The 13,380-nt window shown below is 44.1% G+C and carries 10 protein-coding genes; 9 read left to right on the top strand and 1 reads right to left on the bottom strand.

The window, feature by feature from the left end; genetic code table 11:
- Positions 1–162 precede the first annotated feature (162 nt).
- Complete coding sequence (locus ACTWQB_RS07055) at positions 163–390, top strand: hypothetical protein (protein ID WP_443138486.1); 228 nt, start codon at positions 163–165, stop codon at positions 388–390.
- An 85-nt stretch (positions 391–475) separates the two neighbouring features.
- On the opposite strand, the gene ACTWQB_RS07050 is transcribed toward ACTWQB_RS07055, so the two are convergent.
- On the bottom strand, positions 476–661 hold the full coding sequence (locus tag ACTWQB_RS07050; protein ID WP_443138485.1) for a YjfB family protein: 186 nt from the start codon (positions 659–661) through the stop codon (positions 476–478).
- A 194-nt stretch (positions 662–855) separates the two neighbouring features.
- Between ACTWQB_RS07050 and ACTWQB_RS07045 the strand changes: the two genes are divergently transcribed.
- The 8 genes from ACTWQB_RS07045 (at position 856) to ACTWQB_RS07010 (ending at position 13,375) form a co-directional block, all read left to right on the top strand.
- Positions 856–1,341, top strand: coding sequence for a competence protein ComK (locus tag ACTWQB_RS07045; RefSeq protein WP_443138484.1), 486 nt, complete (start codon positions 856–858; stop codon positions 1,339–1,341).
- 296 nt (positions 1,342–1,637) lie between these two features.
- Entirely contained in the window at positions 1,638–2,375 is a 738-nt protein-coding gene (locus tag ACTWQB_RS07040; protein ID WP_443138483.1) for a hypothetical protein, read from the top strand.
- A 33-nt stretch (positions 2,376–2,408) separates the two neighbouring features.
- Positions 2,409–3,242, top strand: a complete 834-nt coding sequence (locus ACTWQB_RS07035) for a TetR/AcrR family transcriptional regulator (RefSeq protein ID WP_443138482.1) — start codon at positions 2,409–2,411, stop codon at positions 3,240–3,242.
- Positions 3,242–4,117, top strand: coding sequence for an efflux RND transporter periplasmic adaptor subunit (locus ACTWQB_RS07030; RefSeq protein ID WP_443138481.1), 876 nt, complete (start codon positions 3,242–3,244; stop codon positions 4,115–4,117). Before ACTWQB_RS07035 ends, ACTWQB_RS07030 begins: the two co-directional genes overlap by 1 nt.
- Positions 4,117–7,176, top strand: coding sequence for an efflux RND transporter permease subunit (locus tag ACTWQB_RS07025; RefSeq protein WP_443138480.1), 3,060 nt, complete (start codon positions 4,117–4,119; stop codon positions 7,174–7,176). Before ACTWQB_RS07030 ends, ACTWQB_RS07025 begins: the two co-directional genes overlap by 1 nt.
- A gap of 950 nt (positions 7,177–8,126) precedes the next feature.
- Complete coding sequence (locus tag ACTWQB_RS07020) at positions 8,127–9,131, top strand: NERD domain-containing protein (RefSeq protein WP_443138479.1); 1,005 nt, start codon at positions 8,127–8,129, stop codon at positions 9,129–9,131.
- A gap of 601 nt (positions 9,132–9,732) precedes the next feature.
- On the top strand, positions 9,733–12,123 hold the full coding sequence (locus ACTWQB_RS07015; protein ID WP_443138478.1) for a M14 family metallopeptidase: 2,391 nt from the start codon (positions 9,733–9,735) through the stop codon (positions 12,121–12,123).
- A gap of 313 nt (positions 12,124–12,436) precedes the next feature.
- Positions 12,437–13,375 (top strand): LCP family glycopolymer transferase, encoded by a 939-nt coding sequence (locus ACTWQB_RS07010; protein WP_091774243.1) that lies wholly within the window; start codon positions 12,437–12,439, stop codon positions 13,373–13,375.
- Positions 13,376–13,380 lie beyond the last annotated feature (5 nt).

The raw sequence follows: 13,380 nt of genomic DNA, 5'->3' as shown, positions 1-13,380 counted from the left end.
AGTTAAAAGGCAGCTTTTGCCCCTCAAGCGCAAAAGCAACGTCATCTTATAGGAAAAAAGCCTCAACCTTTAATTTCAGCAAAAAAATTTTCCAATTCCATGATAATAATTTAAATTATGGTAACACTATTCTCGAGAAATACAACTTTAGGAGGTACAAAAATGAAATTACTTAAATTACTGATGGCAGCAATGTTAGTCTTAGGAACTCTAGGCGCTTGTGCCACTGATGAGCAAGAGCCAGATCAAGAACAGCCAAATGATGATGGTGATAATGGCGGCGACAATGGAGAAAATGGTGACGACAATGGTGGCATGGGTGATGAAGAAGACGACATGATGCAAGATGACATGGATGACCCAGAAAATAAAGAAGAAGAAAATAACTAAAAATGTAGAGGCTTTCGCACTAGTTGCGGAAGCTTCTTTCATTAAAAAAATCCTGCGGTTGTGCCCGCAGGATTTTTCAATCTAACTAAGCTTTAACATCCAGTCGGTTTCCCAAATCGGGGTGTTGAGGCACTTGAGCTGAATCCATAAGTTTTTGTAAACCTTCAGCCTGAGCCTCCATTTGATCCTTAGTCATTCCCATCATCTTGACACCTGCTTGTTGTTGCAGCTTAGCCTGACTCATGATCACTGATGCCGCAGCGACATCCATACAAATCACCTCACTTGAGCCTTTCCTGTAATATCGACATAATTTCCAAAAGTTTAACAAAACAGGACTAAATAACTAGAACAATAGGCAAAAAGTTCCTTTTAAGAACTAAAATTTTGAGAAAAAATATTCAAATAATTTTAAAATATTGTAAAATAATGTTTGTAAAAATGAGATTATGAGGAGGAGTAGTCATGGTACAGATTGAAAAAGTTGAGCATTACTATATTAACAATCATACGATGGTCATTTCACCCAATTACGATCCCATTTATCAAAGCAAAATTATCGAAACAAACAGAACCGTCCTCGCAAAGCAAACACCGATAAAAATCATTGACTCTTCCTGTATCCAAGAGGGCGGAGCGACTCTGGACGGTCGGAAAAAGGCCATCGAGATCGTCACCAAGAAAAAGGTCATGATTCCAATACCAGTCGACCCAAGCAAAGGCATCATCCTAATCCCTACCATGAAAGTCCGACACCCAGACTGCACTTGGATCGACTACTGCCACATCAAAGATTGCCAATCCATCTTAGGTCATAAAAACGAAACCGAAGTTATCTTCTACAACAACCAGTCACACAAGGTCGACCTATCACCATCCAAAATGCACAACCAAGTCATGCTAGCCGCCCACGTATTCGGCTACTTCATCAAAAATAAGTACATCTCCTAAACCACCCAACCCCAAACTTTTACTCGTAAAAGAGCGGGGGAGGTGGTTTTTTATATTAGAAAAGTCGGATTGTTGATTGGTGAGCTGAGAATGTCGATAGAGAATCCATGTTTGTCGATTTGGAAGCCGTGAATGCCGATAGGGGAGCCCCATTTGTTGATTGGGACTCCGCGACTGTCGATAGAGGAACCCCGTTTGTTGATTGGTGAGCTGAGACTGTCGATAGAGGAACCCCGTTTGTTGATTGGTGAGCTGAGAATGTCGATAGAGGAACCCCATTTGTTGATTGGGAAGCCGTGAATGCCGATAGGGGAGCTCCATTTGTTGATTGGGACTCCGCGACTGTCGATAGAGGAACCCCGTTTGTCGATTGGGAGGCCGTGAATGTCGATAGGGGAGCCATGTTTGTCGATTGGGAAGCCGTGAATGTCGATAGGGGAGCCCCGTTTGTTGATTGGGAGGCCGTGAATGTCGATAGGGGAGCCCCGTTTGTTGATTGGGAGGCCGTGAATGTTGATAGAGAATCCATGTTTGTCGATTTGGAAGCCGTGAATGCCGATAGGGGAGCCCCATTTGTTGATTGGGACTCCGCGACTGTCGATAGGGGAGCCCCATTTGTCGATTGGGACTCCGCGACTGTCGATAGGGGAGCCCCGTTTGTCGATTGGGACTCCGCGACTGTCGATAGAGAATCCATGTTTGTCGATTTGGAAGCCGTGAATGCCGATAGGGGAGCCCCGTTTGTTGAATGGGACTCCGCGACTGTCGATAGGGGAGCCCCGTTTGTTGATTGGGAGGCCGCGACTGTCGATAGGGGAGCCCCGTTTGTTGATTGGGAAGCCGTGAATGCCGATAGGGGAGCTCCATTTGTCGATTGGGAACCGCGACTGTCGATAGGAAAGCCGTGTCTGTCGATAGGAAAGCACCGACTGTCAATAAGTCGGAACATCATAATTAATGTTCACGATATCTTCAAAATTTTCAAAGCCCGCTTAGTTGTAACATCAAATAAACTGGAGTATATTAGAAAATGACTGACTGGTCATCCTAAGTAGAGGAGTTATTTTATGAATGAAAAGAAAATACGCATTATCAAGGGAAGTATTGAGCTTTTCGCCAAAAAAGGTTTCCATACCACGTCGGTTCAGGAGATAGCTGAACATGCGGGGGTTGCGAAGGGATCGTTCTATAATTATTTTGAGTCGAAGGATGAATTAATTGTTTCGATCTACGACTATTATTATGCGACGATCATGGAAAGAATGAAGGAAGCGAAGCAAGAATCGAACCCTAGAGATGCGCTGATGAAACAGCTCGAAATTTACTTTGATTTTATTATTGAAAATAAACCGCTCATCGTGATGTTGTTGCGAGATCAGGTGCCACTCGGTCGAGATGCGGAGTCATTTATTATCCAGACTCGTCAGCAAAATTTTAACTGGACTCGCGACAATATTGTAGCCATTTACGGTGATGCGATTAAACCATTCGAAAATGATGCGGCAATCATACTCGAAGGCATGATTAACAGCTACACGAATTGGCTTGTCGTGGACGAAAGCACCATCAACCGCGAGAAGTTACCGCAATTCATCACGAGCCAGCTTGACCATATGTGCCAAGGCCTCATCACTGATGGCAGCGAACCACCGATTCAGAAGCTGCCGCACGTTTTTGAAGAACGTGCCCTATTGTTAGCAAAAATTAGGCAGAAAATACATAGCAGCATTAAGGACCAACCTAATAAGGCCCTTGAAGCACTCGACGTCATTCAAAGCGAAATCAAAAAGGATTCACCACAAAAAATTATCATCGAATCCATGCTTGAACATTTGAAAAAGCTCAGCGTCATCCATGATGACATTTTAATATTAGAAAACACATTGGAGCGTGAAATATAATGAAAAAATTCCTAGTCCTAATAATCGCAATACTCAGTGTTGTATTAGTTGCTTGTAATGATGAGCCAGAGGAGGAAGAAACAGAAACAGTCGCAACGCCTGTGGAAGTAGCGGAAGTGACGCAATCGGATTTTACCGAAACGAGAACCTTTGTCGCGCGTACAATGCCGAGCGATCAAATGCCAGTGGTTTCTGAAATCGCAGGGGAAGTCGATGAGTTACATGTTGAGCAAGGGGACGTCGTTGAAGAAGGCGATGTTTTAGCTGAAATCGTCCACCCTCAATATGGACGCAGAGACCTTGAAGCACCAATGGACGGTCAAATTCAACAATTAAATATGGCTGAAGGTCGTATGGTAACAAATGAAGAACCAGCAGCCATCGTCGTCACGATTGACCCTTTAAATCTAACTTTTAACGTGCCAGCAAGTGAGGTTCAAAACTTCTCAAAAGACGACGAAGTAAACTTCACCGTATCCCAGCTTGACCAAGAAGGCACCGCAACGATTACTACCGTTGCCGACAGTGCTGTGGAAACGGGAACCTTTGAAATCCAAGCAGAAATCGAAAATGAGGATCAAGACATTTTATCAGGCGTTTCCGCGCAAGTTTTATTAGAAAAAATGGTTGCTGAAAATGCGCTGATCGTTCCAACTGAAGCGGTTGTTGAGCGAGGTGAAGAGCGAGTCGTTTTTGTGGCAAAAGACGATAAAGCTGTTCGCATCCCAGTTGAAGTCATCGCTATGCAATCAAAAGAAACAGCGATCAAACCAGTAGAAGATAACACACTTGAAGAAGGCGACCAAGTCGTTATCCGTGGGCAGTTAACGTTATCTGACGACCAAGAAATCTCAATCAACGAGGAGGCTGAATAATGCGCCTCGTCAATTCATCCATTAAAAGACCAGTCGGGGTGACGATGATTGTCCTCGCGATCCTTGCGCTAGGCTTCGTCTCATTCCGTAATTTATCCGTAGACTTATATCCAGATATCGACCTACCGATTGCGGTTGTCGCAACGAACTATGAAGGCGCGGCTCCACAAGAGGTCGAGGAACTCGTCACGAAACCAATTGAGTCTTCCGTTGCTACAATCGAAGGTGTCGACACGATTCAGGCCCAGTCACAGCCAGGAAATTCACTCGTTGTCCTGATGTTTTCAACTGACACTAATTTAGACAATGCCTTACTCAATGTTCGGGAAAAAGTCGACCAGGTCAAAGGCTTTCTACCGGACAGTGCCGGCGAACCGAACGTATTGCGCTTTGACCCACAACAAATGCCCGTCATGTGGGTAGGCCTAACCGGGGATGACAAAGCCACCTTACAAGAATTAGCTGAAACCGAAGTCCAGCCGATTTTTGAACGACAAAAAGGGGTAGGATCTGTTGGAATAGAAGGTGGCATCACCGAAGAAGTCCGTGTCGTTCTAGACCAACAGAGGCTTAATCAATTCGGTCTATCGTCACAACAAGTCATGGAAGCCATACGAGGTTCCAATCAATCTATGTCAGCAGGTGTCATCTCGCGGGGAACCCAGGAATTACAAATACGTATTCTAGGTGAGTACGAATCACTCGATGACATAAGAGAAACAGTGATTCAGACACCACAAGAAGAAATGATCGAACTCGGTGACATTGCAACCGTTGAACGACGTGTAACTGACGAAACCGGCAAATCCATGGTCAACGGGCAAGAAGCCGTCGTCATGAACATTTTGAAAAAGACAGACGGAAACACAGTTGCAGTATCTGATGCGATCCAAAGCACGCTCGATGATGCTCGCGCGAACTTACCAGAAGGTGTCGAGCTAAACGTCGTATTCGACACAGCCGACTTCATTCGAATGTCAATTGACTCAGTCGTGCAAAACCTATTACTCGGTGCCGTGTTCGCGATTCTAATTTTACTTTTATTCCTAAAAAGTTTCCGCGCAACACTCGTCATCAGTTTATCGATTCCAATCGCCGTCATTACGACATTCACGTTAATGTACTTTACCGGCGAAACCGTGAACATCCTGACGATGGGTGGACTCGCACTCGGAATCGGAATGATGGTCGACAGTGCCATCGTCATACTCGAGCACATCGTCACATACCGGGAACGCGGTTATTCGATGAAGGAAGCGGCACGAAAAGGCGCATCCGAAATCGCACCAGCCGTGATCGCCTCAACGACCACGACATTAGTCGTCTTTTTACCAATTGTGTTTGTTGAAGGCATCGCGTCTGAAATTTTCACGCCACTTGCGTTAACCGTCGCATTCGCCCTAATCGCATCGCTCGCAGCATCCCTTACAATTATTCCGATGCTGTCATCTAAGATGTTGAAAAAGTTAGGCGAAGGGAATGGTCGACGCTACTGGTTCGACCGCTTACTTGGAAAAATAATTAACTTTTACCAAGGCATCTTAAGACGCACCCTGACTTATAGAAAAACAAGTATCTTAGTTGCGGTTGTGGTCATAGCTGCAAGCTTAGCACTCGTACCACGTCTCGGGCTCGCGTTCATACCAGAAGCGGATCAAGGACAAATTGAAATTTCCGTGGAGACACCATCAGGTTCAAACTTAGATGAGACGATGAATGTCGTAGAACAAGTTAACACTATTATGGAAAAAGACGCCGACATGATTGAATCAAGTTTTGCCACAGTTGGAAGCTCAGGCGGACAAATGGGCATGGGCGGCACATCGAATAGTGCGTCCTACATGGTTCAACTCGTAACAAAAGGCGAGCGTGACCTATCAACAGAAGATGTCATGCAAAAATGGGATTCGCAAATTCAAGAGATTGCGGGTGCAGACATAAGCGTCAGTGTCCTCGGGGCATCGGTTAGTGCAGGTGATCCCGTACAAGTCGAATTGAACGGACCCGACCATGATGTACTATCCGAACTAGCAGACCAAGTCGTAACTGTCATTGAAGACATCGAAGGCGTTCACAACCCAGGCACATCAGCCGATGAAGGACGTCCAGAAATGCAAATTTTAGTCGATCGTGACGCGGCAGCTGAGTTTGGCATGACACGCGCTCAAATCATGGGTCAAATTAGCTCACAGCTAAACGGCCAAGTCGCAACACAATTTAGGTCAGAAGGAAGTGAACTCGACGTTCGCGTACTGACGCCTAAAGAAGACCGTGACACATTAGAAGAAATTCGCGACTTGAAAATTGCAACACCAACAGGTGACCAAATCCGCTTAGAAACTGTAGCGAACATTGACCAAGTCGAAGGACCAACATCCTTAACAAGGCAAAATCAACAACGCCGCGTCGTTGTCTCAGCTGGACTCGTCGGGAGTGACTTAGGTAGCGTCACATCCGCAATTGACGAACGCCTGAGCGGACTCACGTTCCCAGAAGGTTACAGCTACAACATCGGTGGTCAAGCAGAAGACATGATGGAAGCCTTTGAAGATTTAGCACTCGCACTGGTGTTCTCAATCTTCTTAGTTTACGCTGTCATGGCCGTGCAGTTTGAAAACTTCCTGCACCCATTCATCATCATGTTCTCGCTACCGACGATGATCATCGGTGTCATTCTCGGCCTGTTTGTCACAGGCTTGCCGTTATCGATTCCGGCATTCATAGGGGTGATTATGCTCGCCGGAATTGTCGTCAACAACGCCATCGTCCTCGTGGATTACATTAATATCCTAAGACGAAAAGGCGTTGAACGATTCGAGGCCATTATCGAAGCCGGAGCCAACCGTCTACGACCGATCCTAATGACGTCACTCACAACGATTCTGGGTATGATCCCATTATCAATAGGACTCGGCCAAGGCGGCGAAGCCCAACAACCACTAGCCGTTGTGATTATCTTCGGACTCCTATTCTCGATGCTAATCACACTCGTGCTCATCCCGGTTGTCTACACATTATTTGATGACCTATCAAACAAATTCACCAAGAAAAAAGCCTAAAGTAAGAAAGCTCCCGCCACGGCGGGAGCTTTTCGTTTGGAGTAGGATGGGGCTTTTGCGCACGGGGCGCAAAAGCTTCTTAATTTTTGTTTGAAATTTTGATTGAGACGCAGCAAAAGTCGATAGAGCAGGTCCAATTGTCGATTGGGGAGCTCGGTTTGTCGATAGGCAACGCGCCAATGTCGATAGGGAAGCTTGATTTGTTGATTGGGAAGCACCGACTGTCGATTGGGAGTCTCGGTTTGTCGATAGGGAACGCGCCAATGTCGATAGGGAAGCTCGATTTGTTGATTGGGAAGCGCCGACTGTCGATTGGGAGTCTCGGTTTGTCGATAGGGAACGCGCCAATGTCGATAGGGAAGCTCGATTTGTTGATTGGGAAGCACCGAATGTCGATAGGGAAGCTCGATTTGTTGATTGGGAAGCGCTGACTGCCGATTGGGAGTCTCAATTTTTCGATTGGGAAGTGCTGACTGTCGATTGGGAGTCTCAATTTTTCGATTGGGAAGTGCTGACTGTTGATAGGAGAGCACCGAATGTCAATTGGAAAGCCGCGACTGTCGATTAAGAAGCCCAAATAGTCAATAGAGAAGATCGTCTTGCCGATAGAAAAAACCCAACAGTAGAAAGAGCAGATCTCTTAGTATATAAAAAATCCAAATTTTATCGAAATTGAATTTTCTACCGTAAAAATGACGTAAAAGTTTAATTTCACATATAAAAATTAAATTTTTATATTATAGTAAATTGATTTTTCACTACCTTGTGTCAAACAATTTCACAGGGTATAACTAAGGTGTCAAGATTAGTTGAAGAATAATATAAGGATTCCATCTAAAATTAGTCTCGTGTAAAAATAATCATCTCCTTTTTACAGTTTGGTTCCGGGGAAGGCCAAACGACCCACTTCGCTAATCTTGACCACTCCCTCTAAGAAAGAAGGCATTTGATTGAAAGATCAACCGACATCAGTTAAGCTGTTAAAACTGCTGGCCATAAACCGTCAAATTATCCCTGGTCATAAGGTGTTAACTGTATTAGAAGAACAGATAGCCCGGTATAGCTCTGGCTATTATGGTGAAGTCTCAATAGATTATCATTTAAAATACATATTAGAAAATCTTCCGAAATTAAGTAACATTAGATTAAAGTTGAACGGAATTTATTTCGAAATCGATACAATTTTATTTTGTGAAAAGTTCATCCTCTTACTACAAGTGAAGAATGTAGTCGGAAGAATTTCAGTTGATCACCATGTCGGGCAAATGGTCCAAAACTATAAGGGGGAACTGACCAGTTACCAAGACCCCATTCTTCAAGTCGAAAAACATGCAAGGTTACTCTCAAATTGGTTAAGACAAAAAGGAATAACAGTGCCAATTGAGACGCTAGTCGTTTTCACGAACAAAAATGCAATCATTGAGCATGACCATCAGCAACTTGATCAGAGGGTCATCTCTGGTTACAAACTAAGCCACGCTTATTACCAACTTGAAAACATGTATAAAAACCAACCATCAATCACCAATCGCATGCAGATATTCCAAGAATTACAGCGCAATAACCAAATCTATGATATGAACCTATTAGAAGAGTTAGAGCTCAGCGAAAACGACCTTGCCCCAGGTGCAGTCTGTCCTAATTGTTTCAGAAAAAGAATGATCTACTATCGTTCAAACTTCACGTGTGAATACTGCCATACACAAAACACCAACACCTTACAGGAGGTGCTTAAAGATTACTATCTTATATTTGGCTCCGAAATCTCTTCCGACACCCTCAGCCAATGGTTAAACGTTGATTCCACAACGGCAAGTAGACTATTAAAAAATCAAGGATTCCAAAGTAAAGGCGGCAAACGTTATAGGTCTTATTTACTAGAATACGATTACCGAACTGACTTCGAATATCTACTAAGTTACAATAAAAAATTGTACTTGAATAAAATAAGGTAGGCTCCCGGCTCGTCCGGGAGCCTTCATTTTGTGTTTAAAACAATTAGGATAGGACGCTTTGTTGATAGAGAGCCCTGAATGTCGATTGGCAGCGCTCCAATGTAGATAAGGAAGCCCCGAATGTTGATTGGCGGCGCTCGAATGTCGATAAGGAAGCTCTGAATGTCGATAAGGAAGCCCCGAATGTCGATTGGCAGCGCTCCAATGTAGATAAGGAAGCTCTGAATGTCGATAAGGAAGCCCCGAATGTTGATTGGCGGCGCTCGAATGTCGATAAGGAAGCCCCGAATGTCGATTGGCGCACCCAAATTGTCGATAGAGAGCCCGCAACTGTCGATATGGAAGCTCCGAATTGCGATAGAGAACTACGGAATGTCGATAGAGTTGTAATACTCCTAACGAACGAGGGTAAATAGAACTGCGTTACAAGTCTGTTTAACCCTCAACCCCTTTGCCAACAATCATTTCCCACACTTCGTGACCAATGCCCCACCCTGTCATCCTTTGTCGGAATAGCACGTAAAATTAAGTCGCATTATCTACTGAATATTCTGAAAAAGTATTTTAATATAGAGTTAATCTTTTATGGAGGTGGTAGGTATTGTCAAAAGTTAAGCATGTGAAATGGTTATTGTTGGCGTCTGCTGTGGGACTAGCAATTGGTTCTATCTACGTAAACAATAACGAGAGTCCATCCGTCTCGGCGGATTTAGAGGACAGGCCTGTTGAGGTTGTGAACGAGCCATCTCAGATTGTACAGTTAGAAGTGCCGAACGAGGAGGCACTGGATCAGTTACTGGAATTAGGGATTGACCTGACTCACCGCGCTCACATCCACGACGGTGAAATTGAAGTCGATGCGGTTGTGACAGATTCAGAGATTGAAAGACTTGCGCAATACGGTATCACGGTCAAAGACACGCTCATCACAGAAGAAATGTGGCAAGAACGTGTTGATGAACGTACCCAAACCATAGACAAACAAAATCAAATTGAAGCAGAGGAAGAAGAGCTACAGTTCCTTCGTGCGAATCACTTCACGAATCAATCAGAAACGTTCCTCTATCTAGAGGTCAAATCCAGCGCTGGTGAAATTGCGAGCACAAGTTTGACGGCTGATTGGAACGGAAATGAAGCTCCAATTTCATTAACGAGAAAATCGGATTTTGGCGAGTATCTATACCACTATTTATTTATTCCGATCGACATGGTTCCAAGCGAAGTGACGGTCACGAGTAATTTAGGAAACGACGTCACCGCAGATGTGACTGAATGGCTAGGTGAGGACAAGCCTGGCAAGCCAGATGATCACTATGCCAAAGAATTCGTCGATCACTACATGGACCCTTATGAGCTGAACGAGCGAATGGAACAGCTCGCTGAGGAGTTCCCGGACCTTGTAGAAATCATCGAAATGCCAAACGAAACGAACGGTTACAGACGCTATGCCCAAGCAACGTTAGGCACCCAAGCAAACTCTGCCGTGGTCGTAACATCAGAGGCATGGGGCCATGAAGGAGGCAATGATTTATCCGTTGAACTCCTAGCTGGTGAAAATTCATCCGACCTTGAAGTGGCAGTTGAAGGGCAGCACATCGCAGTCTCCCTTGAAACGGATGAAAATGGTGGTGTTGTAAGCACGGCACAAGACGTTATTAATGCGCTTAATGCTGAAGCGGGGGACTTGGTTACGGCATCAACATACCGTGGCTACCCAGGTTCAGGCACAGCACAACCAGCGTCAGCTGATTTAACAGACGGATTAAGCGCTCCAGAGCATATATCACGCGAACCACAAACGGTGAAAGCCTTAAGAATCGGTAAACACCGTGACGGTTCAAAACCAGGTGTCCTTGGCTACGCTCAAGAACACGCACGTGAATGGGTCACCCCACTCGTGACGATTGAAACGGCCGAACGTTTACTCAGAAACTATGCCCATGACGGCCAGACAAAACAGCTAGTCAACAATTTAGATATTTTCTTAGTCCCATCCGTTAACCCAGACGGTGCGACCTATAGCTTTTATGATTACAACTGGCAACGTAAAAATATGACCAACCACTGTCCAGAAGAATTAAGCGATTTTGGCGCAAGAGACTACTGGGGTGTCGACCTTAACCGTAACCATTCAATTGGCTCCATTCATGACGGTTATGTCGGGGCTTCTACGAATTGTACGAGTGCCGTATACGCTGGACCAGAAGAGCACTCTGAACCAGAATCACAGAACTTAGTCTGGTTAGCAGATGAATTCGATAACATCGATTTCGCAATGAACATTCACAGCTACGGTGGTTACTTCATGTGGTCACCAGGAGCCTATGATCAAAATCGCGAACCACTGCCAAGACCAACAGCAGGCGAAGAAGCCTTCTACTGGGCAGCGTCTAATCACATTTTAAATAAAATACAAGACCATAGAGGCACCGTGATTCTTCCAAGCCGAACGGGTCCAATTCCGGACGTTCTTTATTCAGCTGGAGGGAACTCTGCCGACTACCTATGGTATGAAAAAGGAATTTATGCGTGGAACTTCGAAGTTGGTGCGGACCTTTGGAATGACGAGGAACAGCGCTGGCAACCAGTCGGCTTCCAACCACCATATGAAGAAGGTCACGAAGAAGCGATGGAATTTGCTAACGGTTTAATCGGCTTATTCGAAGTCGCTTACCAAAACTCGAAAGACAACCAACCACCAAAATCAAATGTTACACCTGGTGAAGGTGAATATGACGAACCAGTGGAATTAGAATTTGAAACAAGTGAGCCGGCAACCATCTATTACACCTTAGATGGCAGCCGCCCTACATTTGAATCCGAACAATTACAACTCGGCGGTACACGCGAGCCAGCAGAAACATTAACCATCGATGAAACGACCACCGTTAACTGGTTTGCAGTGGACCCAGCAGGAAATATCGAGAAGAATTACAACCCACTAGGAAACGGTCAAAACTATAATTCAATCACATTACAAATACAAGAATAGCTACCCCCACCCTGGTTCTGCGACGCTTAGTTGCAGGCTAGGGTGTTTTTTGATAGAAATTATATACTGATTGAAAGAAAAATATTTACTAGCTCCCCGTGATACCATTTAGAAAGTTTTTTGTTAAAAAATGTCGGCTCAATTGAAACTATTTCCTTCTACAAACGTCTAATACTTAGAGAAAACCAGCTATCAATAGTAGCTGGTTTTCTAATGGAAATGTAATCTCGTATTAATACCAATCTAATGGTCTATCATATATAATAGTTGATAGGCATTTGTCTAATATTGTTAAAAGAAAGGAAAAGTGCCAATGCAGAGTCGTAAAGAGCTCAAGAAGCAAAAGAAGACTAAGAAAAAATGGAAATATTTATGGATTATAATTGGAGTCTTACTAGTTGGTCTGTTAATTTATGGATTATACTTTTACAATAAATTGAATGATACGGTCGATACGATGTATACACCTCTTGATTCAGATGGGGAAAAAGAGGATGAGATTAAAGATCGTTTAAGTAATAAAGATACGATTAATGTTCTTCTGTTAGGGGTAGATGAACGTGAAGGAGATCGTGGACGTTCAGATACAATGATGTTCTTATCACTTAACCCTGATACAGAAGAAATGTTGATGTTCAGCATTCCACGAGATACACGTGTGAACATCCCTGGCCGTGGTGAAGATAAAATTAATCATGCCTATGCTTTTGGTGGGGCTGAATTATCTGTCCAGACGGTTGAGGAATTTCTTGATACAACGATCCACTTCTATAGTAAAGTTAATATGGAAGGGTTAAAAGATGGTGTTGATGCCCTCGGTGGTGTTACGATTAATAATGAACGTGCGTTTAGTTATGAAGGGCACGATTTCCCCGAAGGTGAGATCACTCTAAATGGAGATGCAGCTCTAAGCTACGCCCGAGAACGTAAACAAGATAGCCGTGGGGACTTAGGTCGTAATGATCGTCAACAAAAAATTATAGATGCGATCATTCAAGAAGGAATGTCATTCGAATCATTTACTAAAGTTGATTCAATCTTAACGACCGTTGGAGACAACGTTGAAACGAACCTTCAAATGAACGAAATGCGTAAGTTATTCCTTGATTATAGAGGAACTCGTGACAAAACGATCCGAGAAGAAATTCAAGGAAGCGGTCAAACCATTGGAAACGGATGGTATTATGTTGTTCCAAATGAAGAACAACAAAGAATCCAAAGCGTCGTAGAAGAACATATGAACAAAAAATAAGCGAG

The sequence above is a fragment of the Piscibacillus sp. B03 genome, assembly GCF_052246295.1.
Lineage (GTDB): Bacteria > Bacillota > Bacilli > Bacillales > Alkalibacillaceae > Piscibacillus.
Note: the sequence above shows the minus strand (reverse complement) of the source record. Positions and strands in the feature narration are given on the sequence as shown.